Below are 25,129 nucleotides of genomic sequence, written 5' to 3'. Positions count from 1 at the left end.
CTATTGCGCAAAAGGGGCCGACAAATCTGCCAGCCCCTAACTCAAAACACTAAACTCAAAACGCCAAACACTACCTAACCTGCGACACCAGGTCCTCCACCGGCTTACCCACGCAGCCGCTCGGTTCGAGGATGTCGAGGAGGTAGGCGACGGTGGCAGCGATGTCGGTTACGTGCGTAGAAGCGCCGGTTTTGCCGTGCGGAATTTTCCAGCCGTAAAACAGACAGGGCACGTGTGAATCGTAGTTGTTAGGCGTGCCGTGGCCAGTACCGGCGCGGACATAACCTTCCTGCCAGCCGGGTTCGGCTACGACCATCAGGTCGCCGCCCCGCTTCAGGTGGTAGCCGTTTTTCACGAAATAGGCCTGATTGTCATTGATTTGCAGCGAAGCGAAATCCTGCAGATTGAGTACGTTGGCAACTCCCGGTACTTTCATGACGGCTTCTTTCACTTTCGGGTATACCTGGCTGACCGTCAGGTTTTTGGCTTTCAGAACTTCCGGGTTCAGGTAAATCTGATAGTTACCGAAGTACTGAATCCAGTCGGCCTCGCCGTATGCAGCCGTCAGGGCCGCACTGGCTGCGTTGGTTACTTTCTGGATGGAACCGGCGGCGATGTTATGCTCGCGGGAGAAACCCCATACATCGGCTACACCGTGGTCGGCAGAGAGGAAAACGAGTACATTTTGCTTCCCTACCCAGGTATCAAGGAAGCTCAGAAGCGCTTCAATATCCTGATCCAGGCGGAGGTAGGTATCTTCGGTTTCGATGGAGTTCGGGCCGAAGCTATGGCCTACGTAGTCGGTGGACGAGAAGCTCACCGTCAGGAAGTCCGTTTCCGTTCCCTTGCCCAGTTTTTCGTTTTTCAGGGTTTCGATGGCGAAATCCTTTGTGATGGTATTGCCGAACGGCGTCTTCCGGAAGTTTTCGTAGAAGCCCTGGAAGGTACCGCTTACTTCATGCGGGAAAACCGGCTTCTTTTCGCCCGGGATGGGTACTTCCCACGGCATGTCGTCGGCCGTACTTTCGGTATATTGTTCGATGGGCAACAGCGTTGTCCACGGTTTTTCGAGGTACTTGTTGGCGAGTTTTTTCGCGTTGAAATCCTTCACCCACTGCGGTACGTCTTTCATGTAGAAGGTACTGGTGATCCAGCTTCCGTCGCGGGAGTCGAACCAGTAGGCCGCGTCGGCAGAGTGACCGGCGGGGATAATCGCGCCGCGGTCTTTCTGGGATACACCGATGACTTTCGACTTAAAGTTGGTTGCGATCTTCAGCTGATCCGTAATGGTCGTGGCGAGTACGTTCCGGGGAGACATTTTACCAGCCTTTGAACCGCTGCCACCGGCAGCTTCCGCCAGGGTATCTTCGGTACAGTACACTTCGCGGCCGAGGCTGCGGTCAAACCAGTCGTTCCCGACAATCCCGTGAATCGCCGGAATAGAACCCGTAAACACACAGGTATGGCCCGGTGCGGTGATCGTCGGCATGTAGTTGTAATGCGTGTAGGCACAGTTGTACCCTTCGCCGAGGAGACGTTTGAACCCGCCGTTTCCGTACTTCGCAGCATAGCGGAAGAGGAAGTCATAGCGCATCTGGTCGACGACAATCCCGACGACGAGTTTCGGGCGGGCAGCAGGCCCGGAGGCGGTTTTCGGCTTGGCTTGCGCCAGGAGCAACAGAGGGGAGAGAAGAAGAAGGAAACTGAGTTTGTACCGATTCATGTGGAAATCATTTGATGCAAAAGTAGCCATTCGGGAAGTTAGTCCTCCCAATTTTTTCGTTGCCGGGAGGCCTTGCGTTCGGAAGAAATCCGTTTGCGCTGGAGGCGTTCTTCGGCGGATGCTCTCGTCGGTTGGGTTGCTTTGCGGGGTTTCGGATCGCGGAATGCCTTCTCCAGAAGGTTGTTCAGCTTCTGCACGGCCAGTTCCTTGTTTTTGAGCTGGCTGCGCGTGCGTTGTTCGGTGACGACCAGGTCTCCTTCTTCCGTCAGTGCGGAACTTAGTTTACGGAAAATACGCTCTTTCTGTTCATCGGTCAGGAGGCGGGAAGCGGGCACAGACAGGCGCACCTCTACCCGGCTCTCTACCTTGTTGACATTCTGCCCTCCCGGACCGGAAGACCGGCTGGTCTGAAAGCGCAATTCGGAAGTCAGATCCGGAAGCATGGAAGAAACAGGTCGTTTGTGAGGTTCGGTCTGTGCGTATCTTGGCAGCAATATCGGATGCCGGCTACTGCCACGCTGCCGGCGGTCGAAGTTAACACCCAATTTTGGCAACATTTAGGAAAATCATCCACATCGACATGGACGCCTTCTATGCGAGCGTCGAGCAGCGGGACAACCCCGACCTGCGCGGAAAGCCCGTGGCCGTAGGCGGCAGCCGCGAACGGGGCGTCGTTGCCGCCGCCAGCTATGAGGCCCGGCAGTTCGGGGTACGGTCGGCCATGCCCTCTGTGACTGCCATCCGGAAATGCCCGCAACTGATTTTCGTCCGCCCGCGATTTGACGTTTACAAAGCCGTTTCCCGCGAAATCCACGAAATATTCGCCGAATACACGCCGATGATCGAGCCATTGTCGCTCGATGAAGCGTACCTCGACGTCACCGAAAACCTCAAAGGCATCGACACTGCCACCGGGATCGCCCGGGAAATCAAGGAAAAGATCAGAGAGAAAACCGGCCTGACGGCCTCCGCGGGGGTATCGTTCAACAAATTTCTCGCGAAGATCGCATCAGACTACCGGAAACCGGACGGCCTCTTTGTTATCAAACCCAGCCAGGCCGAGGCATTTGTGGAGACGCTGGAAGTCAAGGGCTTTCACGGTATTGGCCGCGTAACGGCTGAAAAAATGCACAAAATGGGCATTTTCACCGGCGCCGATCTCCGCGAACAGCCGGTCGAAAACCTGGTCAAACACTTCGGTAAAGCCGGCAGGTGGTACTACCAGATAGCGCGGGGGCAGGACGACCGGCCGGTTAACCCCGACCGCATCCGGAAATCCATCGGCGCGGAAGAAACCTTTTCTACCGATCTCGAAGAAATAGAACTCTTGCTCAATGAATTATGGCCCATTTCGGAAGAAGTATGGCGACGGGCCGAGCGTGCGCACCTGTATGGCAAGACGGTGACGCTGAAGGTAAAATTCGGCGACTTCGAACAGATTACCCGCAGCCGGACGAGCCTCCAGCCGTTGACGGAACAACCTGTTTATGAGCGGATTATCCGGGATTTGTTCGACAGTATCCTGCCGCTGCGGAAAGGTATCCGGTTGCTGGGTATCTCGCTGTCCAACCTGGATTCACTCGACGACCTCGAAGGCCGCCAGCTTACCCTGCCGTTTTAACGAACGGGGCCGAGCGACTGGTAATTGTGCATACCGGTTTCAGTGAGTAATCCCCGGAGAAAATGCCGTGATAGTTCGTCTTTGGTAGCTTCCGGATAGTCCGTCAGCAATACGGAATCAAAGAGAAATCGGTAAAGAAAGTGAAAATCAATGTCGCGCAGGTATAGCTGAGCGGCGACGCCCGCTGCCGAATTGAAATCAATAAAATACGAAATCAGGTCTTTCTTCGCCTGCTCGGCCCCGCTCCAGATACCCGGGTGATACTTGTGGAGGTCGTTGACAATCTTTCCGTCCGAAAACTCCCAGTGGCCGATGAATACCGTCACCACCGACAAAAACTGTTCAATCGGATTGCGCCGGGTGGCAAGCAGGTAGGATACTTTGGTGCGAAGTTGCTCGAGATCATTGGCGATGATCTGCCGGATGAGGTCTTCCTTGCTCTCGAAATAGGTGTAGACTTTCTTTTTGGACATCACAATACGTCCGGCGAGGTCGTCCAGACTGACCGACCGCCATCCGTACCGGAGAAAACAGTTCCGGGCTTCGCGAACGATCCGTTCACGCTCCAGCTCGGGTGTAGAGCGTATCATTTCCATGGCGTTGCAGGGCTTCTGCCCGGTTAAAATTCCGATGACTATCTCCCAAATACCTGGTAATGAGACGACCCGTCTGAAAGTCAAGACGGGTCGTCCCTTTTTCATGGCTTATACGGGTACGGACTCTTCTTCGTACACCTTCTTTTTCTTCCGTCCCCACCGCTCGGCGACGCGGTCGACGAGGTAGTAGATCATCGGCACGAGGAAGACCGTGAGGATCATGGACGACGTCAGACCGCCGATCAGTACCCACGCCAGGGAGTTTTTCCATTCTGCCCCGGCTCCGCTCGCCACCGCAATCGGTATCATCCCGATCACCATGGCGATAGTCGTCATCAGAATCGGCCGCAGGCGCTCTTCACCGGCTTTGAGCACTGCCTGCTTGTAAGGCATACCCTGCGCCTTGAGCTGGTTGGCAAAATCGACGATCAGAATCGCGTTTTTCACTACCAGACCGATCAGCATCAGCATCCCGAGCATGGCGAAGATGCTCATGTTGGAGGACGACAGCGCCAACGCGATCAGCGCTCCGATCACCGCCACCGGTATCGAAAAGAGTACCACCAGCGGATAGATGAAGCTGTCGTACAGCAACACCATGATGAAGTACACAAGTACCAATGCCGCCATCATTGCCAGACCGAGCGAGCCGAAGCCTTCGTCCTGGTTTTTGGCATCGCCGCCCCAGCTCAGGGAAACGCCCGCCGGCAGGGGCTTCGCCACCAGGTCCTGCTTGATGGAGTTGATCAGTGTCCCGGAACCGATGCCGAGGGTGTTACCGGTAACGGTCACGGAAGTCCGCCGGTTTTTCCGTTCCAGCATCGACGGGCCGCTGCCGAGGCGCACGTCGGCAAACTCTGTCAGGCGTACCGGCCGGTTGGCAACGGGGCTGAAGAAGGTAATGTTCTTCACGTCTTCCGGGTTTTTCCGGTCGAACGCGTCGAGCATGATGCGGATGTCGTAATCTTCGGCGCCATCGCGGTATTTCGAGTCGTCATTACCGGCGAATGCATTCTGAAGCGACGCGCCTACTGTTTGAATATTCAGACCGAGTTTCGCCATTTTCTCCCGGTCGATGTTGACCTGTACTTCCGGGTTTCCGGATTCCACCGATACTTTGATATCATTGGCGCCCGGCATGGCGCGGAGGCGGTTGGCAACGTCTTCGGCGGTTTTCATCAGTTCGTCGAGATTGTCGCCGCTCAGGATCATTTCAATGGGGGAAGATCCGGAGTTGACCATGCCGATAATGGCTGATTTCAGTTCCAGACCCGGGAATTGCTTTGCGAGTTCTTTCCGGACTTCGATCATGTATTTCTCGGTCGGAAGATGGCCGGGACGTTCCTCAACAGGCCGTAATTCAACGGTAAGCTCCGTCCGGTTGGTTTCACCCTGACCGGTACTGGCCATCCCGGTACTCGCTCCGCCGACGTTGGCAAAGATCGCGGCGACTTCCGGCTTTTTCCGGAGATACTCCTCCACCCGGCGGGCCGTCAGGTTGTTTTGCTGCAGCGAAGCGCTTTTGTCAAGCTTCATCGTCAACAGAAACTTTCCCTGATCTCCCTGGGCTACAAACTCCTGCCCTACGATGCCAAGACCCATTACCCAGCCTGTCACCACAAAAATCACCGCAAGAATACCCGTAAAGGCAATTTTATGCCCCAATACCCAGGCCAGGGCGTTGCTGTACCAGTGCGACAGGGCATCCAGCCTACGCTCAAACCACAGCAGAAACGCCTGAAAAGGGTTTTTCGGGTTGAGGTGTTCGAGCCGGGCGATCCGGGACGTCAGCCAGGGCGTCAGCGTAAAGCTCACCAGCAAACTGACCAGGGTGGAGAATGCCACCGTCAGCGAGAACTGACGCAAAAGATCCGCAATGACCGAGTTCACCATTGTAATCGGTACGAATACCACCACGATCACGAGGGTAATGGCGACGGCGGCAAAACCGATTTCACTGACGCCGTCGAGCGTTGCTTTCCACCGGTCTTTCCCCATTTCAAGGTGTCGCTGGATGTTCTCCAGTACCACAATGGAGTCGTCCACCAGAATCCCGATGACGAGCGACAGTGCCAGCAGCGTCATGAGGTTCAGCGAGTACCCCATCACATACATGAAGAGGAATGCAGACACCAGCGACGCCGGCACGGATACCATGACAATCAGCGCGTTCCGGAAACTGTGGAGGAAGAGCAGCATTACCGCGGCTACCAGTACTACTGCAAGTACGAGGTCATGCGTCACCGCTTCGACGGAGTTGAGCGTAAAAACGCTGCTGTCGTAGGCGATGGTGAATTTTACTTTGTCCTTCGCGTTTTCCTTTTCGATCTGCGCGAGACGCTCCTGCATCTGGCGGCTAATTTCCACGGCGTTGGCGTCGGATTGCTTTTTCACGAAAAGACCAATTCCGTTTTGTCCGTTATACCGGCTGATGCTTTCGGTTTCGGCGAGGCCGTCCGTGATCTGTGCCACATCTCCTACCCGGATCGGGCTGCCGTTGGGCGGGGTGACGATGACCAGGTTCCGGATATCGTCCAGCGAAGTAAACTTGCCCGCCAGCTTGAGGGTAATCTGCTCGGAAGAGCTTTTCACTTTACCCGTCGGAAACTCCAGGTTGGCCTGGTTGATCGCCTGGGTTACCTGAAGAAGAGACAGGCCGTAGTAGTTCAGCTTGTCATCGTCGACGTTGATCCGGATCTCCCGCTTGTCGCCCCCTACCATCGTGATTTCGGCGACGCCGGGAATCTGCTGGAGAAGCGGCAGGTAGCGGTCTTCCACCTGCTGGTAGAATACCTCGTTGGGCAGCGCCGACGTGGCCAGCAACTGCATAATCGGCTGATCACTCGGGGAAATTTTGGAGAGCGAAGGCGTTTCGACGTCGTCGGGCAAATCGCTCACCATGTTATTGATCTTCCGCTGGGTTTCGTCGAGCGCGTTGTCGATGTCGGTCCCCGGTTTAAACTGAATGATGACGATGGAGGCGTTTTCGAGCGATTTCGTAATGATATCGTCGATGTTGTCGAGCCCCGAAACCGCGTCTTCAATCTTCTTGCTCACTTCCGATTCCACTTCGGAAGGCGCCGCGCCCGGATAGACCGTCGTGACGGTTACGACCGGCACCGAAAACTCCGGCATCAGCTCGTAACTCAGGTATTTGTAGGAAAACAACCCTCCGAGCGCGAGCACCGAAAAAAGGACGATGATCATCGAAGGCCGCTTAATAATCGTTTCTATGAATTTCATAGTCAGAGACGTTTACCGGGAATTACTGGGTGACAACGGGCGTACCGTTCTGCAGGTTGATCTGCCCGCTTACGACGATCTGCTCGCCTTCTTTCAGCCCACCGGTGATTTCGTAATAGTCGTTGGTAGTCGCGCCGATCTGTACGTTACGGAGGACGGCCTTTCCATTTTCGACGACAAACACCTGCGGCTGTTTCGTAGAGCCTACAATAGCCTGGCGGGCCACTGTCAGCGTTTTACCGCGTACCTGTGACGTATTTTCGATGCTTCCGTACATACCTGCCTTAAGCGGGTGTGCTCCGGAGTTCGCGACGGTGATTTCTACCGGGAAATTATGCGCGGCATCGCCCTGTACCCCGATCAGGGATACCCGGCCGGTGAAGCGCTCGTCGGGGTAGGCTTCGGTACGGATACCGACCGACTGGCCGATCTTAAACTGACCGACTGCCTTTTCCGGTACCTGCACCACCAGTTTCAGCAGGGAGATATCGGTGATTTTGGCGATCGGCGTACCGGGAGAGACGACGGAGCCTTTTTCAACCATTTTCTGCGTCACAACGCCCGAAAACGGCGCGGTGATCGTGGTATTGGCGATCTGCTTCTGGATTTGTTTGGCCTGCGCCTGGGTAGACCGGATGTTGAGCTGGGTCTTTTCCAGGTTGACCGCCGGCGTGGCGTCTCCCTTCACCAGGGTTTCGTACCGTTTGAGGTCGTTCTGATAGCCTTCGATCGTTACCTGAAGTCCTTCTGCCTGGAAGCGAAGCTGGTCGTCGTCGAGTTTGGCGATCAGTTTTCCTGCGCCTACTGCCTGCCCTTCCGCAATCGGAAGCTGCACGATTTCTCCGCCGGCCTGCGGGCGGATTTCAATTTCCCGGTTGGGTGCAAACGATCCGAGGAAGCTCGATACCTGCGAGAGATCCCGCACCTGCGCGGCTTCGACGCGTACGCCCACTTTCAGGTTCGGGTCCGGGCGATACACTTTCTCTGCCACTTTTTCCTTGTTATCCAGCAGTTTCCAGGCGGTCAGACCAAGCGTGGCCACCAGGATGATTGCTACAAAAATCCGTTTCATAGGGATGATGGTTTGAGAATTCTAGTTCTGGACGAGGTTTCCGGTGGCTTTTTTCCAGTCGAGCTCGGCCGTGCGCAGCTTGACGAGCGAGGTCACGTAGTCATTTTGCGCCTCCCGGAGGGCGTTTTCAGTCTGGATGAGATTGCTGATATCAATCGTACCTTCCTTGAACTGCAGTTGGGTTTGTTCGTAGACTTTCTGGGCGAGGGTTACCTGCTCGCCCGACGTCTTCAGGTTTTGCTGCTGCACCGAGATCTGGTTCCGGGCGTTGGAGATATCCATCGAAATGGACTCTTTCACCTGCTGCTGCTGAAGGGTCATCTGCCGGCCTTCGAGTTGCTTCTGTGACAGCTTGTTTTTCCGGGTATTTCCGTCGAAAATGCTCCAGTTCAGCTGAATACCAGCCCAATACGCCGGAATACCGGTGAAGTAGGAATTGCTTCCTCCGATACCGTAAACGCCTACGTTACCGACGCCATAGGCAGAGACCGTCGGCAGGAAACCCGCCTTGATGTTCTTCTGCTCAAGCGTATTGCCGTAGAGCTGGCGGTCCAGCAGGGCGAGGTCAGTACGGTTCAGCCCGTCTTCCTGGGCAGGCGGCAACTGTACCGCGTTCTCTTCCACCGTATTCCGGATGCGGATGGTTTCCGATTGCGGGATTCCCGCCAGAAACTTCAGCATGTTCAGCAGCTTGTCGTAATCTGCCTTTAAAGAGGCGATTTGCGTCTGCATGGATACTTTGTTCAGGCGAAGGCGGTCTACGTCAATTCCCTTGGCCAGCTGCTGCTGGTACTGGAGGTCCGTAATGCGGATGGTACGATCCAGCGCCGCTACGTTGCCTTCGAGAAAGGCGATCTGCTGGGCGACGGTCTGGGCGTTGTAATAGGCTACGCCGACGTTATAGGAAATGTCTTCCTTTGTCCGGCGAACCTGAAGATCAGCTACTTCCCGACCTACTTTCGCGGCTTTGAGACCGATCGAAACCGACGGGTTGTACAGGATCTGGTTGACCTGCACCGTCGTTCCCAGGTTCCAGGGCAAGCCAAAAGCTGCTTTGGAATACTGGCCTTCCGGTCCGCCAAAGGCCGACAACGGTATGACCTGTGCAGGAATCTTGATGTAGTATTTGTAATCGCCGGCAAGGTTGACCTGGGGCAGGGCCGACGACTTCACCTCGCGGATACGGGCTTCGTTGATGTCCCGGCCGAGTTCGGACGACCGAACCTCGAGGTTGTGGACCAATGCCTTGTCCGTCAGCTCTTTCAGGGATATTTCCTGTGCGAAGGCAGAAACGGTGCTCAACAGCAGGAACAGGGGCACGCGATACATAATTGGATTATTTGATTAAAATAAGGAATTTAAACAATTGTTTAAATCAAGTGTAAAAAATAAAGATGCGTGGCATCTTTAAGGAATTCAAGGTATGTTTTCCGGTCAGTTTTCCCGGTAAAGCCAGTTCAGGACCATTTCCATTACGAGTCGCTTCTGTTCCTGGGCGAAGGCCATGAATTCTTCCTCTCCGACCTGAAACAGGAACATATGCAGCGTCCGGCTCGCGAATACCTGCTGGATCGTTCCGAAAACCAGCGGCAGCAAATGCAGGGCGCTGATTTCGCGGATGCGGCCCGCCCGGTACTCCTCTTCCAGCTGCTGGTTGAGAAACGTCTCCACAATCCGGCAACTGACGCCTGTCCGCTCCACAAAATGCGCCGGATCCCGGCGGATTTCGTTCATGAAGAACAGGGAGATATTCGGGTTTTCGGCCTGCAGCCGGAACATATGGTCGATCAGCTCGCTGAGCTTGATTTTCAGGTCGATCGGCTTGTCGAGAATCGCCTGCATTTTTTCAATCGATTCCCGCAGCATGGATTCAAACACGAGCCAGAACAGCTTTTCCTTACTCCGGAAGTAGTAGTTTGTCAGGGCCGTGTTGATCTGCGCCGTCTCCGCGATATCGCGAATCGTCGTCCCGTCGTACCCTTTCTCCAGAAAGATTTTCCGGGCAGCTTCCTTGATCTTCTCTTCCGTATCCGGTTGATTCGTCGTCATATCCAATGCAAATTAAAAACGCGTTTCTGAATCTTACAACAATGTTTTAAACATACGTTTAAAATACTTTATTAAAACTAATGTTTTCCCGGGATAGTTCCATTCAATATACTTCCTATGATTCGGATACCATTGAGCGTCAGGTTGATATCTACTTCTTCGAATAATTCATGAAGTGGACGGAGGACGGAAGAAAGACCGCCCGTTGCCAGTACCTTGCACGGTCCGGCCTCCCGCTGGATCTGAATGAGCTGCTCCTTAACCAATCCGACATATCCCCACAAAATACCCGCCTGGATAGCGTGAACGGTATTTTTGCCGATCGCCGACTCCGGTAATTCCAGCGGTACTTCGGGTAGCTGCGCCGTATTCGAGAAAAGCGACCGGAGGGCGGTTTTGATACCGGGTACAATGTTGACGCCAAGTATTTTGGCGTCCGATACCACCGTGAAGGTCAACGCGGTACCAAAATCCACCACGATGCAATTCTGCAGGTAGGTATACCAGGCGTAGACCGCGTTGGCGACAAGGTCGGTGCCGATTTCACGGGGACTGGCGATCTCCATGCCCAGTTGCGGGTAAATTTCCGGACCTACCAGAAACGGCTCTATCCCGAACAGGCCGGCGGCCATCGTCCGGATCAGCGCAGTTTCGCCGGGGACGACGCTGCTGATACCTATTGCCGATACATCGCTGACTTTCAGGTCACTCTCCAGGAAAAATATCCGCAGCCGGGCCTCGTAATCCGCCTGCCGGGTACTGTAATGGGTAGGAATCCGGAACTGGCGCAACCAGTTTTCTCCGGCATGCAACCCGAACACAATGTCGGTATTGCCGATGTCTATGGCCAGAAACATGCGTAAAAGGGATCGGATGACCCGTCAGGCCGGGTTTCCGTGTTCAAAACTAATCGGGAACGGGCAAAACTCCGCCTGCCGCGTCCGTTCCCCTTGCCAGCGGCAGTAATTTCCCGTCCTGCCGCCCTCGGTACATGCAGAATTCCCTGTATCTTTCGTTAGGCGTACGATGTTCCCCTCTCAGATGCGGTTATTTTTCTTCTTGTGGCTTTGCGCGACGGGCTGTTTCGGACAGCAGGTACTGGACTGGCGGTCCGGGCGACTGGCCGTTGCCACCGGAAACTACGAATGGGCTGAAATTGTGGCGGAGCGGCCGTCTACGCAGATCGGTTCCATCTACCTGCCTTCCGGCAGGCCGGCCTCGTTGCATCTCCCCGCTCCGGTACCCGAAGCGCTGCGGGTACTTCTTCCTCCGGGAAAAAAAGACGCTGCGTATGCGCTCCGCGTGCGGGTCCGCGAGCTCTGGTTTCAGGAAAGACTGGCAGGAAAAATGGTACACGGTACGCTCCGGGTACGTCTGACGTTCGAACGAAAAATGGAAGATTCTTACCTGGAACTCACCGAATGCACGGCGGGCGCGGAGTTTTCCCGGTCGCTGTCCCTGGAAGCTTCCTATGAAATACAGCTTCGCACCACGCTGGAACGCTGTTTCCGGGAATTTACAAACTGGATGAAGACGCATGAAACGACGGACGACCGCCTCGCGCACCGCGTCCGGGTACGGTTTTCCGATTATGTGCCGAAGCGGGCCGTGGGCGACAGCGTCTTTTATTCCCGGAACCGCCCGATCCGCTGGAGCGATTTCACCGGCCCGGCCCGGCGGCGCAACCCGCTGTATGGCGCGGCGATCTACACCAGCTTTGGCTATGAAGCCAATACCCGGGTCGAAAACGGAACGGTATGGGTGGATATGACGGTAAAGGTTTTCATGCTCAAAAACTCGTCGTGGACCGTCGAAACGCCGGACAATCTCTATGCCCTTGCCCATGAGCAGCTGCATTTCGACATTACCTACCTTGTGGCGGAGCGATTCAAAAAAGCCCTTCTTGCGGAAGACCTCCCCGTGGAAGACTACGACAGCCGCATCCAGTATATTTTCCTGGATTGTTTCCGGGAAATGAACCGCTACCAGGAGCAATACGACGCCGAAACCCGGCACAGCATTATCAAACCCGAGCAGGCCCGGTGGGCGCAGAAAGTGGCCGACGAGCTACGGGAGATATCAGGCCTCTGAATCCCAAACCACACGCAGTACCCGCGACCGGATGCCATTCGTCTCGAAAAACCGTAACCAGTACAGCTGCTGAGGGGAAAGGTGGTCGGTCGGCGATTTCACTTCCACAAAATCATATCCTTCTTCGTTCCAGACAAACAGATCGGGAAACCCGCGCGTATGCTCGCGTACGTTGACCGCCATTTCGAGCAGTAGTTTCTTCAGCAACGGCGCCGGTATCTTTTCCAGCACTACGCGGATCAGCAGCAGCAAATCCGGAAACCAGACGACGAGCGGATTAACTATGCCGTATTTTTCTTCAAACAGCTTTTCGAGGAAAGCCAGCGCATCTTCCTGCGAATCAAGCAGGTCCATCCGGTCGAGCAAGGCCGGTCTGCGCTTTTCGAAAAACGTAGGCTTGTATATATCGGAGGGAGATCGTTGAAGGGGATGGTGTATCGCGGCCGTACCGGCGTCGAAAATGATGTCCCAGAAAAGCAGGCCGAACAGTCCGTCGAACAGGAAATTTTCGGTATGAACCGCCTGATACCCGCGCTCCCTGAAATGGGTAGCGACCCCTTCCTCCACCCGGTACCGCCACATCACCGGAATCGAAACGCTTTCCGATTTCTGAAGCCATTCCGTCGTGGATTTCACCACGCGTTTCTTTTGACCGGCACGCTGGTTGAGAAAATCAATAGCAAAAAACTGCTCGTCGGCATTGACGGGCTGCTGGAGCATTTCCTCGGCAAGGGCCAGGGCCGCTTCCGGGTCTTTCAGTTTGATCAGCAGCCGTACCTGCCGCTCGCGGGAGGGCGGCATGGTTGTCAGCCGGAAGAGGACCAGGGCTTCTTCCAGCATTTTCTGCCGCTCGATAAATCCGGCGACTTTGAGAACGAGGCGGTCCAGCGCCGGCTGCGCAATTTCCGCCAGCGGAATATGCGCCTCGTACCAGTCCAGAAACCAGGTATTGATCTCGGCAGGCGGTGTTTCGGCGGCTTTCATGAGGTGGAAATCCTCTGACGCCAGGGATACGCTGAGGCGGTGTTCTACTTCTTCCCGGGTGGTAAAATGCGGGACGAAACGGTCTTCGTCGAACCGCTCAAACCGGATATGGCCGAGGTCGCGTACCACAAACTCACTCATGTCTGCATGCCTGTTCCCGAAAAACAGAAACTTGAAGAGCATGGTCTGCGCTTCGTAATTGACTTTGACGACGGGTTCGGCAGCTTCGATCAGGGTGACGGCATCGGCAAACGGCAGGGTTTCGAGCAGCCAGTCGGATAGTTCCTCTTTCTTCAGTGCCGCTTTCCCTTTCGTGTCCAGTCCGGCCTGTTTGGCGAATGCCAGTAGTTCGTTCTTGTTGAAGATATCGAAGACTTCCCCGCCCCGGGAGAGGTGATCACCGGAAAGTATTGCGGCAAAGCCTACCGTGAGCAACTCCCGGAGCGATGCGTCGATATCTGCCAGCTCGGCATATTTTAGCCGCCGGGTACGGAAAAAAGCGCTGCGCCGGTTGGTGAAACGGATAAAAAGGCACTGCGCGTCTTCGCTTAGTGCGTCAAAGGCATAGAGAAATTCCTTCTCATCCTCCACCAGCAGGTTTTCGTAAAACCGCCGGACAAAGTCGATCAGGTACCGAAAGTACTCCAGGTAGTATTTGGGCGGAAGTTCTATTCGCTCAGACATGAAGCAAAGTTGGGACTTACCCGCCGGAAAGAAAAGCGGCTTTAGGCACTAAGCCGTAAGCTTTAAGCCCCGGACAGGGGTACTGCCTTGGCATAAAGCTTACAGCCTAAAGCTTAGAGCCCGGTTACTTCCTGACTAATTACGGGCCTTAGCCGCCTCGCAGCCCCTACCATATTCCGCAGCGCGGCCTCCGTTTCTTCCCAGCGGCGGGTTTTCAGGCCGCAGTCGGGGTTGACCCAGAGGTTCCGGGCCGGGATATGGTTGAGTGCTTTGTGGAGAAGCTGTACCATTTCGTCTTCAGAGGGAACCCGCGGCGAGTGAATATCGTAAACACCGGGGCCGATTTCATTCGGGTAGGCAAACTCCGAAAACGCGTCGAGCAGCTCCATTTGCGAGCGGGACGTTTCGATGGTAATCACGTCAGCATCCATCCGCGCAATTGCTTCGAGTATGTCGTTAAATTCAGAGTAGCACATATGGGTATGGATCTGGGTCTCATCGGCAACGCCCGCCGTGCTGAGGCGGAAGGCATCTACCGACCAGCGCAGGTACTCCGCCCGGTCGGCCTGTCGCAGCGGAAGTCCCTCCCGGATGGCGGGCTCATCGATCTGGATAACACGGATACCTGCTTTTTCGAGGTCTGTCACTTCGTCACGGATGGCCAGCGCAATCTGAAAGGCCGTATCGCGGCGGGGCTGGTCGTCCCGCACAAAACTCCATTGCAGAATCGTCACCGGCCCGGTGAGCATACCTTTTACAGGTTTATCGGTGAGCGACTGGGCATAGGTCGCCCAGCGAACAGTCATCGGTTCCGGCCGTTCGATGTCTCCGTAAATAACCGGCGGCTTCACGCACCGGCTGCCATAGCTCTGTACCCAGCCGTTCCGGGTGAAGGCATAGCCGGAAAGTTGCTCTCCGAAGTACTCAACCATGTCGTTTCGCTCGGCTTCTCCGTGAACGAGTACGTCCAGACCGATAGCTTCCTGACGACGGATGGCTTCGGCAATTTCCTTTTCCAAACCGGATTCATATCCTTCCGCCGAAAGCGTTCCTTTTCGAAACGATGCCCGCAGTTGCCGGATATCCGGGGTTTGGGGGAAAGAACCGATTGTCGTCGTCGGGAAAGCCGGAAGCTGCAACCAGGCCTGTTGTATGGACTGCCGTTCTGCGAATACACTAATCCGCTCAAAATCAGCTTCCTGTATCGCTTCCATCCGTTCTTTTACATGTGGACGATGAATCAGGGAAGAGGTCTGACGGCGTCGAACGGCCGCTTCATTTTCTGCGAGAATGGCCTTTCCTGACGCCGAAGGCTCCCCGAAAGCGAGTATTTTCAGGTGTACCAGTTCGGTCAGTTTTTGTTTTGCGAAGGCCATACCGTCGCGGATTTCGGCAGGCAGGCTGATTTCGTCGGTCTCCAGATCGAGGTCGCACGGGACGTGCAGTAACGAGCACGAAGGGGCAATCCAAAGGCGATCGCGCCCGAGTACGGCTTCTGCCTGTGCGATAAGCGCCAGCGAGTCGGCATACTGGTTTTTCCAGATATTCCGCCCGTTGACCACACCGAGGGAGAGTATCCGTCCGGCAGATAGGAAGGTATCGTCGGTCAGGATTTCTGCCCAATCCTTCCGTCCGCGAACGACATCAATATGCAGGGCATCTACCGGTAGCGCTGCGGCCAGCGACCGGTTTTCACCCAATGAATCAAAGTATGTCGCCAGTATGAGTTGCGCGCCGGGTACCTCTTTCCGGAGCCAGGCATAGGCTTTCCGGTAGGCTTCCTGCTGTTTTCCGGTGAGATCCAGGACCAGGCAGGGCTCGTCGATTTGTATCCAGCCCGCGCCGCGGGCGGTCAGTTCCCGGAGGATATCGGCATAGACGGGCAGGAGGCGGTCGAGCAGGTCGATCCGGTCAAAACCCGCTTCGCGTTCCTTTCCGAGCAACAGAAAGGAAACGGGTCCGAGTACGACGGGCTTCGTCGTAATACCCATTTGAAGGGCGTCTTCGAAGGCATGAATAACGGTATCGGAATACCGTCGGAAAGTCTGGTCTTTCCGGAATTCGGGAACAATGTAGTGGTAGTTGGTATCAAACCATTTTGTCATCTCCATCGCCGGGATGTCTGCACCGGGTCGCTGCACGCCACGGGCCATGGCGAAGTAGATTTCAAGTTCGCGGCCTGCTTTTCCGTCGGCCAGAACGTGGTACCGTTCGGGTACCGCGCCGACCATCAGCGCGGTATCCAGGACGTGATCGTAAAGCGAAAAGTCGTTGGAGGGAATGAGGTCTATCCCGGCTTCGCGTTGCAACTGCCAGTGGCGGCGGCGGAGCTGGCGGGTTTCCCAGAGGAGTTCGTCTTTGGTCAGGGTTCCGGCCCAGAACGACTCACAGGCTTTTTTGAGTTCGCGGCGGCTACCGATGCGCGGGTAGCCCAGGTTGTGCGTAAACATGGTTGTTGTGTTAAAAGGGTGAAAAAGCCCTTGAAACACCCACTCCGCCAGAACTGGTGGATTCAACAAATCACGGCTCCGCTCCCTGCGACGGAAGACACAGGAAGACCGTACGTCTGCGACAGACGCCTATTTTTTTCAGAAACGGATTTGTAAAATCAATGCGTGAACCAGGTCCTAGTCGTGAGGACATGGTCATTGAGAAGGTCGGCAAGTCTCCTGGCTTGTACCATCAGCGGTTCCCCTTCTCATTTCTGACGAAACAATGGGCTTGTGAACCGTGACCTGTCCGTGAGAACGGGTACTTACAGTAGCACGTCTGCTCGTGATTTTCACACGATTCCTTTTTCATTCGTCCGGCCCGAAGCTGGGCCAACGAAACCGGCCATCCGATTGACGGGGCATTACAAAGTGGGGCAAAGGTAGAAGCCAAAACATCAAGTAGCAAACTGCTGCATTAGGCTATAGGCCATAAGCTGTAAGCCTCAGACGCGATGCAGCGTTGGAAAACGGCAGCCGCTCTTTGCCCGTTTACCGCCTATAGCTTACCGCTTAGAGCGGACAGCTTATTCCTTTTCCGCTAAAAACTTTCACTTAACCATCAAAAATGCCCCGCATATAGAGAAGTTACCCCGAAGTTCTAACTTTGTCGCTCCCCGAACGACTCATCAACACCTTGAACAGGAATTGTCAAAACATTTCTCATTTTAACTTCTGATTCGCATAGATGAAGACGCTGAACCAGTACAATTTCGCCGGAAAAAGGGCTCTTGTCCGCGTAGATTTTAATGTTCCTCTCAACGAGCGTTACGAAATTACGGATGACACCCGCATCAAGGCGACGATTCCGACGATTCAAAAAATTCTCAATGACGGAGGTTCGGTCATTCTGATGTCTCACCTGGGCCGCCCGAAAGATGGCCCGACCGAGAAATACTCACTCAAGCACCTGGTCAACGCCCTTTCGCTGATTTTCAACCGTCCGGTGAAGTTCGCCGACGATTGCATCGGTCAGCAGGCTGCCGATTACGCCGCTGCGCTGCAGCCCGGCGAAATCCTCCTGCTCGAAAACCTGCGTTTCTACAAGGAAGAGGAAAAAGGCGATGTTGCTTTCGCTGAAAAGCTCTCCAAACTGGGTGACGTATGGGTGAATGACGCATTTGGCACCGCTCACCGTGCACACGCTTCTACCGCCATTGTAGGCCAGTTTTTCGCCGACCGCGTAGCCGGCTATGTGATGCAGGCGGAGCTTGATAACGCGCAGCGCATCCTCGACAACGTGGAGCGCCCGTACACCGCTATCATGGGCGGCGCGAAGATTTCTGATAAGATTCTCGTGATTGAGCGTCTGCTCGACAAGGTTGACAACCTCATCCTGGGTGGCGGCATGACCTATACCTTCACGAAGGCCCTCGGCGGTCAGATCGGCAAGTCGCTCAACGAGCCCGACAAGCAGCAGCTGGCCCTCGACCTGATCGAAAAAGCGAAGGAAAAAGGGGTAAACCTTGTGTTCCCGCTCGATACGGTTATCGCCGACAAATTCTCCAATGACGCGGATAAGACGACAGTTCCGGCCGGTCAGATCCCCGACGAATGGGAAGGCCTCGACATCGGACATCAGTCCATCGCCATCTTCAAGGAAATCATCGAAGGCTCAAAAACCATCCTCTGGAACGGTCCGATGGGCGTATTTGAATTCCCGAATTTCGCCGTAGGTACCAACGCGATCGCGGAAGCTGTCGTGAAGGCTACGGAAGAAAACGGTGCGTTCTCCCTTATCGGCGGTGGCGACTCGGCTTCTGCGGTTAACAATGCCGGCTACGGCGACCGCGTAAGCTACGTTTCAACCGGTGGCGGCGCCCTGCTCGAATACATGGAAGGCAAGGTTCTCCCGGGTGTTGCGGCACTGGATTAAGGGTAATTGCTCCTCGAAAAAGGCTGCTCCGATAAAGAGCAGCCTTTTTTTTGATTGACACCTCATGGATTCAGTTTGAACGTCTTCGCCAGCGCAAATACCTTCTTGAAACACTCCGTGGTCAGAACGGCGTCTTCCAGCGCGTTGTGAAATTCGGCATCCTCCCGCGACAGGCCAAAGTACCCCGCGATGGCTTTGAGGCTCAGCGACTTGGGAACAGCCTGGCCGTTGGCTTTCAATACTTCGAAGACGAAGTAGCCCAGCGTGTGCATGTCCAGCAATTTGTTGGAATACGGCCATTTTATTTTCTCTTCCCGGTAGGCGAAGCGGAGGAAATTGATGTCGTTAATGACAGACTGCCCGCAGATTACTACATCGCGCAGGTACTGGGAGTTGTCGAGGGTCTGGGTACGGCCGCGCAGGCGACCCAGTTTCTCCAGTATCCATTCTTCAAAGGCCGGAATGACATCGTAGATCATCGGTGCATCGTCCAGATCACTAAGGGTCAGACCGTGAATGCGGGCGGAGTATTCGGAAAAAGCTTCTTCGTTTTCAGGGTACACGTTGGTGAGGTATTGACCGAGCTCGTTCCAGTTGTCGTCGCACAATACGGCGCCGACCTGGATGATTTCGTTCCAGCCCGGCTCACCGCCGGTCATTTCAAGGTCGAGAACTAGGTAGGGCATGGGAATCGGTTTTCGGTTTTACTGTTTTCAGTTTTCGGTTTTCTGTCTTCGGTTTTCAGTTGGGGTTGGAGGGGAGTGCAAAGAACGGAAAAAGCGGGGAGTTGAAGCGGGGGGATAGCAAGACCAGATCGGCTTGCCTGCCGTGCGTAGCGAATGCTACCGTAGTGGAGCTACGCACGGCAAGCTGGCCGATTCGACCTTGCGATTTCGTCTGCAACAGCCACAAACAACCTGTTCCCGGTATCGCTTCGCTTCCATCCAACCAAAAACTGAAAACCGAAGACTGAAAACCGAAAACCCGAAAACTCTCCACTTAATCCCACCATTCCCCCCAATAGTACCATATTCCCGCAAACCCAAAGCCGTTTTCCCGTGTTGAAATTATAGCGAACGAAGTTCCACCCCTCGTCGCAACCCGATCTATGATGATACTCCCCCGCTCCCTGAAGACTGTTACGGGACTGGTCGATTTTCGTAAAACAACCTTTTTATACGCGTTCCGGATTGTACTGGGCGCGATCATTGCCTGGTTTACGCTTGAAGCGCTGCACATTGAAAAGAAAGAATGGGCGCTGATTTCTGTCGCCATCGTCTCCGAACCTGACTTCGGCGATCTGCGCAAGAACACCGTTTCCCGGATCATTAACACCATCAGCGGCTGTCTGATCGGGATTTTCTCCATCCTCGTGATGGGTGTCAACCTTCCCTCCCTGTTTATCGGCGTGACGGCTGCTATCCTGCTTGCGACGATGATCCGGAACTATCCTTCCAGCTGGAAACTGGCGCCGGCAACGGTCATCGCCGTGATGTCGCCGGCCATTATGCAGCATTATACCTGGCAGGAAGCGCTACCCTTTGCTGTTCTCCGGACGATGGAAGTACTCATCGGCTGTGTGATTGCCTTCAGCCTCGGGTTCGTTTTCTCACAGATTCGCCGCCGAATCCACTGGTAGGTTAAATTAATTCATCGCTATTGCTTTCGTCGTGTTTCCGTATGCACGAAACTTGCGGGGAAATTCCGGGGGCGTTTCCGGGTATTACCGCCCCCGCAGGCCTCTTTTTACGGAAAACGATTACAACAAGTAGCATGGGTATTTTTGATCTTACCGGAAAAACGGCCGTCATCACCGGCGGCGGCAGCGGCATCGGCCGGGCTATCAGCGTTCTGTTTGCGCAACAGGGAGCACACGTCCATATTCTTGAACTCAACGAGGAGGCAGCCGCCTCTACGGCAGCCGAAATCACCGCCAACGGCGGCAAGGTATCCGTTCACGGCGTCAACGTGACGATCCAGGCAGATGTACTCCAGGTCTTTGAGCGGATCGGCACGGTCAACATCCTCGTCAATAATGCCGGCATTGCACATGTCGGAAACCTTGAAAAAACCGCCGAGGCAGACCTCGACCGCATCTACAACGTCAACGTAAAAGGCGTGTACAACTGCCTTTTCGCGGCCGTACCTGCCATGAAGGCCAACGGCGGCGGCGTGATCCTCAACATGGCGTCTATTGCGGCGCTGGTGGGTATTCCCGACCGTTTTGCCTATACCATGAGCAAGGGCGCCACGCACGCCATGACCTTGTCCGTCGCAAAAGATTACCTCGCCGACAACATCCGCTGCAACAGCATCTCTCCCGCTCGGGTACATACCCCGTTTGTCGACGGCTTCCTCGCCAAAAACTACCCCGGCAAAGAAGCCGAAATGTTCGAGAAACTGGCAGCTACCCAGCCCATCGGGCGGATGGCGAAGCCGGAGGAAATTGCCCAGCTGGCACTGTACCTCTGCTCGGATGCCGCCGGCTTCATCACGGGGGTCGACTACCCCATCGACGGCGGCTTCACCACCCTCAATAACTGATTTCCGACCGGGGAGCATGGCTTCCCGGTTTTCTCTTTACCTCAAAATCCCTCATTTCGATGAAAAATCCGCTCGCGCTGCTCAGTCTGGCTGCCGTCCTCTTCGCGTTCCGTTCGGACAAACCCCTCAAAGTCGTTTTCTTCGGAGACTCCATTACCCAGGCCGGCGTCAGCCCCACCGGCTATATCACGAAGCTGGGCAATATCCTCGACAAGAAGAAGTATGAGCTCGTCGGAAAGGGAATCGGCGGCAACAAGATCTACGACCTTTACCTGCGTATGGAAGATGACGTGCTGGCGCAGAAGCCCGACGTTGTCGTGATCTGGGTAGGCGTCAACGACGTATGGCACAAAGCCAGCTTCGGCACCGGTACCGATCCGGATAAATTCGAGAAGTTTTACCAGGCTGTGATCAACAAGCTCAAGGCGCAGAATATCAAGGTTATTCTGACGACGCCGGCGACGATCGGCGAGCGGACCGACTTCAGCAACCAGCAGGACGGCGACCTCAACTACTACAGCGCCATTATCCGCAACCTCGCTTCTAAAAACAACCTCGAAGTGGTAGACCTGCGCCGGGCATTTCACGAGTACAACGTCAAAAATAACCCCCAGAACGCTGAAAAGGGTATCCTGACAACCGACCGCGTTCACCTCAACGAAGCCGGCAACCAGTTCGTCGCCGAGCAAATGGCCAAAGTCCTCCAACAACTCTGAAATGAAACGTATTCTCTTTCTGCTGTTGCTGGCGGCGAGCGCGTCGGCTCAGTCCTACCAGCCCGCGCCGGAAAACCTCGAAGCCCGGAAGTGGTTTCAGGACGCCCGCTACGGCCTCTTTATTCACTGGGGTGTATACAGTATTCTGGGTGATGGAGAATGGGTGATGAACAATCAGAACATCACCGTTCCCGTCTACGAAAAGCTCCCCCGCTTCTTCAACCCCACGGCGTTCGACGCCAAAAAGTGGGTACAGGTGGCCAAAAGCGCCGGCATGAAGTACATCACGATTACCTCCAAACACCACGACGGCTTTGCGATGTGGCATTCGAAGGTATCGAAGTACAACATTGTCGATGCGACGCCATATGGCAAAGACGTATTGAAAGCCCTGGCCGACGAGTGCGAAAAAGAAGGTATCAAACTGTTCTTTTACCACTCGCATCTCGACTGGCACAGTCCCGATTATTTCCCCCGGGGAAAAACCGGCCGGAACCTTGGTCGCCCGGAATCCGGCGATTTCGACAAGTACCTCCAGTATATGGATGCGCAACTGACCGAGTTGCTCAGCGGGCAGTATGGCAAAATCGCCGGTATCTGGTTTGACGGCTGGTGGGACCAGGCGGTTGATGAGCACGAAAAAAACGAGCGCAAAACCAACATCGACTGGAAGCTGCGCCGTACCTATGACCTCATTCACAAGCTCCAGCCTGCCGCGCTGATCGGGAACAACCACCACGTTACCCCATTCGAAGGCGAAGATTTTCAGATGTTTGAGCGGGATCTCCCCGGCCAGAATCAGTTTGGATACAATACGTCGACCATCAGCCAGCTTCCCCTTGAAACCTGCGAAACCCTCAACGGCGCGTGGGGTTTTGAGCTGAAGGATCAGCGTTACAAATCGCCGGAGCAGATTGTCCGTTACCTCGTCAACGCCGCCGGCCGGAACGCCAACCTGCTGCTCAACGTAGGGCCGATGCCGAACGGCGAAATCCAGCCGGAATTTGTCGAACGCCTCGCCGCCGCCGGTAAATGGCTTCAGGCCAACGGCGAAACGATCTATGGTACCCGGGGCGGTATTGTTCCGCCGCAGGATTGGGGTGTCAGCACACGCAAGGGCGACGGGCTGCATTACTTCCACATCCTGAAGAAACCGGCGACGAGTTACCTGTTCATTCCGAATGTCACCGCGAAAATCGGTTCCATCCAGACGTATGAAGGCAAGAAGCCGCTGAAATTCAAGCAACAGCCGGAAGGTCTTTTTGTGTACCTCGACGGCATCAGCACCGACAACTGGGATACCATCCTGGAAGTCCGGACCAAGTAATTGAAATAAAAAACCGACCGCCGGAGGAAGAAACCCTACCTTTGCCTCCGGAACCAGTCATATCACAACGATCCATGAAACTCTTTCGTTACGTCACTGAAGAAGACGTCATTCCCGGTATCCTGATCGACGGAAAACCGTACAGCCTGGAGGGATTTTTCGAAGCTTTCGGAGAAGAAACCGGCGCGTACGATCTCGACGAGTACTTCTTTGAGGAAGAAGGAATTGCCGTCCTGGAAGACTACCTCGAGCAATACGGCACCTCCGAACTGGAGCCGCTCGACGAAGACATCCAGTACGCATCCTGCGTGGCACGTCCGTCCAAAATCATTTGCATCGGCCTCAACTACGCCGATCATGCCAAAGAAACGGGCGCCCCGATTCCCCAGGAGCCGATCATTTTCTTCAAGGCTACGACCGCTCTCTGCGGTCCGAACGATGACGTCGTCATTCCCCGCAACTCCGTCAAAACTGACTGGGAAGTGGAACTGGCCGTTGTCATCGGTGCGGAATGCAGCTATGTAACGGAAGAGCAGGCGGTGGATTACATCGCCGGATACGCCGTCATGAACGACTACTCCGAGCGCGAATTCCAACTCGAACGCGGTGGTCAGTGGGACAAAGGCAAGGGTTGCGATACCTTCGGCCCGCTCGGCCCCTACCTGGTGACGCCGGATGAAGTTGACGACGTCGACAGCCTCCCGATGTGGTTGAAAGTCAACGGAAAGACCTTCCAGAATTCCACGACCGCCCAGATGATTTTCAAAGTACCCCAGGTAATCAGCTACCTGAGCCAGTTCATGACCCTGCTCCCGGGCGACGTCATTTCAACGGGTACGCCTCCGGGTGTCGGCCTGGGCTTTAACCCGCCGATTTACCTCAAACCCGGCGATGTCGTCGAACTCGGTATCGAGGGCCTCGGCGAGCAACGTCAGGTGGCGGTTTCGTGGGAAGACGCGAACTAAACCTTCTGTGTATTCTGTGCTTTCTGTGAGAAAAAATAAATGTCTCACAGAAAGCACAGAATACACAGAAAAAATAAATCAGAAGGTTGTCTGTTCGCCGAGCGATAAGGCAACCTTTTTTCATGGAATCTATTGCCCGCCCATACTGTTACGGCATCAGGCAAACGGCTATTTCAATCTGTCATGCAAGTACATTTTTTCAAATACCAGGGCACCGGCAACGACTTCGTCATGATCGACGACAGAGCCGGTACTTTTCCAATCGATAAAGAACGGATTGCCAGACTGTGCGACCGACGTTTCGGCATCGGTGGCGATGGCCTTATCTTGTTGCAGAACGACCCGGACTATGACTTCCGGATGAAGTACTTCAATGCCGACGGCGGAGAGGGCTCGATGTGCGGCAACGGTGGCCGGGCTACCGTTCGCTTCGCGCATGACCTCGGAGTAATCGGAGATGAAACGCGTTTCATCGCGGTCGACGGAGAACACGAAGCTTCTGTCACGCCTGAACGTATCTCCCTGAAAATGAGCAACGTCAATGGTCTGGAAGAGTTTCCGGAGTACCAGTTCATGAATACGGGATCTCCGCACGTCGTCGCATTCAAACCCAACCTGGCTGATTTCAATGTTTACGACGAAGGATATGCCATCCGGTATGCCAACGACTGGGTTGCGCGGGGTGGTACCAACGTTAACTTCGCCGAACAAATCGGGGACGATGCGCTTTTCGTCCGTACCTACGAGCGGGGTGTGGAAGACGAAACCTATTCCTGCGGAACCGGCGTTACGGCCAGCGCACTCGTCAGCCACCTGAAACTCGGCCTGCAAAGTCCGGTGAAAGTGAAGGTACTCGGCGGCAACCTGGAAGTCAGTTTCTCCGACAAAGGCAACGGTACCTTTGAAGATATTTACCTGACCGGTCCGGCTGAGAGGGTGTTTGAAGGGTCGGTGGAGGTGTAGGTTTTTCTCACAGACTTCACAGAAAACACAGACTTTTTTTTGTTCGGGAGACAGGGACGTATTCGCGCGCACCCTGTCTTTTTTCTGTGTATTCTGTGAAGTCTGTGAGAAAAACAAAAAGCGCCTACCCTCCGGCAGCCGCTTCTCTATCTATACCTTTCTCCAATCAGATCACCTTCACCAGGT

The 25,129-nt window shown here is 54.9% G+C and carries 20 protein-coding genes and 1 riboswitch; of the genes, 9 read left to right on the top strand and 11 right to left on the bottom strand.

Annotated elements, in window-relative coordinates:
* Positions 1–70 precede the first annotated feature (70 nt).
* Positions 71–1,723 carry an alkaline phosphatase PafA gene (pafA, locus tag BLR09_RS15945; protein WP_093204348.1) on the bottom strand — a complete coding sequence of 551 codons (1,653 nt, stop codon included), beginning with the start codon at positions 1,721–1,723 and terminating at the stop codon, positions 71–73.
* A gap of 38 nt (positions 1,724–1,761) precedes the next feature.
* Positions 1,762–2,166 carry an alternative ribosome rescue aminoacyl-tRNA hydrolase ArfB gene (gene arfB / locus BLR09_RS15940; protein WP_093204346.1) on the bottom strand — a complete coding sequence of 135 codons (405 nt, stop codon included), beginning with the start codon at positions 2,164–2,166 and terminating at the stop codon, positions 1,762–1,764.
* Between the two features lie 101 nt (positions 2,167–2,267).
* Here arfB and dinB point away from each other — a divergent pair, with 101 nt between their 5' ends.
* Positions 2,268–3,344, top strand: coding sequence for a DNA polymerase IV (dinB, locus tag BLR09_RS15935; RefSeq protein ID WP_262507502.1), 1,077 nt, complete (start codon positions 2,268–2,270; stop codon positions 3,342–3,344).
* On the opposite strand, the gene BLR09_RS15930 is transcribed toward dinB, so the two are convergent.
* The 6 genes from BLR09_RS15930 to BLR09_RS15905 form a co-directional block, all read right to left on the bottom strand.
* Positions 3,341–3,934: a TetR/AcrR family transcriptional regulator gene (locus BLR09_RS15930; protein ID WP_176785573.1), complete on the bottom strand. Its 594-nt coding sequence runs from the start codon at positions 3,932–3,934 to the stop codon at positions 3,341–3,343. The two genes, dinB and BLR09_RS15930, sit on opposite strands and share 4 nt — an antisense overlap.
* Before the next feature lie 114 nt (positions 3,935–4,048).
* On the bottom strand, positions 4,049–7,183 hold the full coding sequence (locus BLR09_RS15925; protein WP_093204338.1) for an efflux RND transporter permease subunit: 3,135 nt from the start codon (positions 7,181–7,183) through the stop codon (positions 4,049–4,051).
* A gap of 22 nt (positions 7,184–7,205) precedes the next feature.
* Positions 7,206–8,255: an efflux RND transporter periplasmic adaptor subunit gene (locus BLR09_RS15920; protein WP_093204335.1), complete on the bottom strand. Its 1,050-nt coding sequence runs from the start codon at positions 8,253–8,255 to the stop codon at positions 7,206–7,208.
* 21 nt (positions 8,256–8,276) lie between these two features.
* Positions 8,277–9,584 carry a TolC family protein gene (locus tag BLR09_RS15915; protein WP_093204333.1) on the bottom strand — a complete coding sequence of 436 codons (1,308 nt, stop codon included), beginning with the start codon at positions 9,582–9,584 and terminating at the stop codon, positions 8,277–8,279.
* A gap of 105 nt (positions 9,585–9,689) precedes the next feature.
* The gene (locus BLR09_RS15910; RefSeq protein WP_093204331.1) at positions 9,690–10,304 is read right to left on the bottom strand and encodes a TetR/AcrR family transcriptional regulator; all 615 of its coding nucleotides are present in this window, start codon (positions 10,302–10,304) and stop codon (positions 9,690–9,692) included.
* A gap of 77 nt (positions 10,305–10,381) precedes the next feature.
* Positions 10,382–11,161 carry a type III pantothenate kinase gene (locus BLR09_RS15905; protein ID WP_093204329.1) on the bottom strand — a complete coding sequence of 260 codons (780 nt, stop codon included), beginning with the start codon at positions 11,159–11,161 and terminating at the stop codon, positions 10,382–10,384.
* Between the two features lie 184 nt (positions 11,162–11,345).
* On the opposite strand from BLR09_RS15905, the gene BLR09_RS15900 reads away from it, so the two are divergent.
* Complete coding sequence (locus BLR09_RS15900) at positions 11,346–12,395, top strand: hypothetical protein (RefSeq protein WP_093204326.1); 1,050 nt, start codon at positions 11,346–11,348, stop codon at positions 12,393–12,395.
* Here the strand turns inward: BLR09_RS15900 and BLR09_RS15895 are convergent.
* Positions 12,384–14,063, bottom strand: coding sequence for a VRR-NUC domain-containing protein (locus BLR09_RS15895; RefSeq protein ID WP_093204324.1), 1,680 nt, complete (start codon positions 14,061–14,063; stop codon positions 12,384–12,386). The two genes, BLR09_RS15900 and BLR09_RS15895, sit on opposite strands and share 12 nt — an antisense overlap.
* A gap of 113 nt (positions 14,064–14,176) precedes the next feature.
* A complete protein-coding gene (gene metE, locus BLR09_RS15890) occupies positions 14,177–16,513 on the bottom strand; it encodes a 5-methyltetrahydropteroyltriglutamate--homocysteine S-methyltransferase (RefSeq protein ID WP_093204322.1) in 2,337 nt (778 codons plus the stop codon).
* Between the two features lie 192 nt (positions 16,514–16,705).
* Positions 16,706–16,914: riboswitch (cobalamin riboswitch) on the bottom strand.
* 326 nt (positions 16,915–17,240) lie between these two features.
* On the opposite strand from metE, the gene BLR09_RS15885 reads away from it, so the two are divergent.
* Positions 17,241–18,428, top strand: coding sequence for a phosphoglycerate kinase (locus tag BLR09_RS15885; RefSeq protein ID WP_093204319.1), 1,188 nt, complete (start codon positions 17,241–17,243; stop codon positions 18,426–18,428).
* A gap of 62 nt (positions 18,429–18,490) precedes the next feature.
* Here the strand turns inward: BLR09_RS15885 and BLR09_RS15880 are convergent, their stop codons facing one another.
* A complete protein-coding gene (locus tag BLR09_RS15880; protein ID WP_093204317.1) occupies positions 18,491–19,114 on the bottom strand; it encodes a 3'-5' exonuclease in 624 nt (207 codons plus the stop codon).
* A gap of 422 nt (positions 19,115–19,536) precedes the next feature.
* Between BLR09_RS15880 and BLR09_RS15875 the strand changes: the two genes are divergently transcribed.
* The 6 genes from BLR09_RS15875 to dapF all read left to right on the top strand — a co-directional run bounded on the left by BLR09_RS15875 (position 19,537) and on the right by dapF (position 24,943).
* The gene (locus BLR09_RS15875; protein ID WP_093204315.1) at positions 19,537–20,067 is read left to right on the top strand and encodes an FUSC family protein; all 531 of its coding nucleotides are present in this window, start codon (positions 19,537–19,539) and stop codon (positions 20,065–20,067) included.
* 140 nt (positions 20,068–20,207) lie between these two features.
* Positions 20,208–20,972, top strand: coding sequence for an SDR family NAD(P)-dependent oxidoreductase (locus BLR09_RS15870; RefSeq protein ID WP_176785598.1), 765 nt, complete (start codon positions 20,208–20,210; stop codon positions 20,970–20,972).
* A 59-nt stretch (positions 20,973–21,031) separates the two neighbouring features.
* Positions 21,032–21,688, top strand: a complete 657-nt coding sequence (locus BLR09_RS15865; RefSeq protein ID WP_093204310.1) for an SGNH/GDSL hydrolase family protein — start codon at positions 21,032–21,034, stop codon at positions 21,686–21,688.
* A gap of 1 nt (position 21,689) precedes the next feature.
* Positions 21,690–23,015: an alpha-L-fucosidase gene (locus BLR09_RS15860; protein ID WP_093204308.1), complete on the top strand. Its 1,326-nt coding sequence runs from the start codon at positions 21,690–21,692 to the stop codon at positions 23,013–23,015.
* Positions 23,016–23,089: 74 nt separating this feature from the next.
* On the top strand, positions 23,090–23,980 hold the full coding sequence (locus tag BLR09_RS15855; protein ID WP_093204306.1) for a fumarylacetoacetate hydrolase family protein: 891 nt from the start codon (positions 23,090–23,092) through the stop codon (positions 23,978–23,980).
* A 183-nt stretch (positions 23,981–24,163) separates the two neighbouring features.
* Positions 24,164–24,943, top strand: a complete 780-nt coding sequence (gene dapF / locus BLR09_RS15850) for a diaminopimelate epimerase (protein WP_093204303.1) — start codon at positions 24,164–24,166, stop codon at positions 24,941–24,943.
* Positions 24,944–25,129 lie beyond the last annotated feature (186 nt).

The sequence above is a fragment of the Siphonobacter aquaeclarae genome (assembly GCF_900103285.1).
GTDB classification, from domain to species: domain Bacteria; phylum Bacteroidota; class Bacteroidia; order Cytophagales; family Spirosomataceae; genus Siphonobacter; species Siphonobacter aquaeclarae.
Note: the sequence above shows the minus strand (reverse complement) of the source record. Positions and strands in the feature narration are given on the sequence as shown.